1 protein-coding gene is annotated in these 405 nt (G+C 47.7%); it reads right to left on the reverse strand.

From position 1 onward, the window contains the following. Nucleotides 1-405 (reverse strand): phage terminase large subunit family protein (locus A596_RS23265; protein ID WP_459542213.1); only part of this gene is annotated, 405 nt, incomplete at both ends.

Below are 405 nucleotides of genomic sequence, written 5' to 3' on the forward strand. Positions count from 1 at the left end.
ATGCGCGATATCGATTGAGCCTGCATCGAATTCCAAGCGGCCACGATCAATAACGTTCTGCGCCTTCAAAACCATCTGATACTTCACATCAGCAGAGTAAACAAAACGCCGTACAATGCCGGGCTTTTGCTTCTCTACAATTTGAGCCACCGATTCACCCAAGCCAGTCGCATCCATGCCGATATAGGTGACGTTATATTTTTGGCAAAACTTCAGAATAACTTCCGCCTGTTGCTCAAAGTCCAACCCAAAAAGCCGAAGTTTTTCAACAATCCGATGTTTACCATTTTTATTTTTTGCCGGTGCAATTGCGACCAATCCAGCGCCATCACCATTTTCCCCACCGCCATCTGCGTCATACCCGAGCCATATCTCTTGATCGCCCATAGGACGGGAAGCAAGCGG

It is taken from the genome of Cellvibrio mixtus subsp. mixtus J3-8, from assembly GCF_000766945.1.
Classification (GTDB): Bacteria; Pseudomonadota; Gammaproteobacteria; order Pseudomonadales; family Cellvibrionaceae; genus Cellvibrio; species Cellvibrio mixtus_A.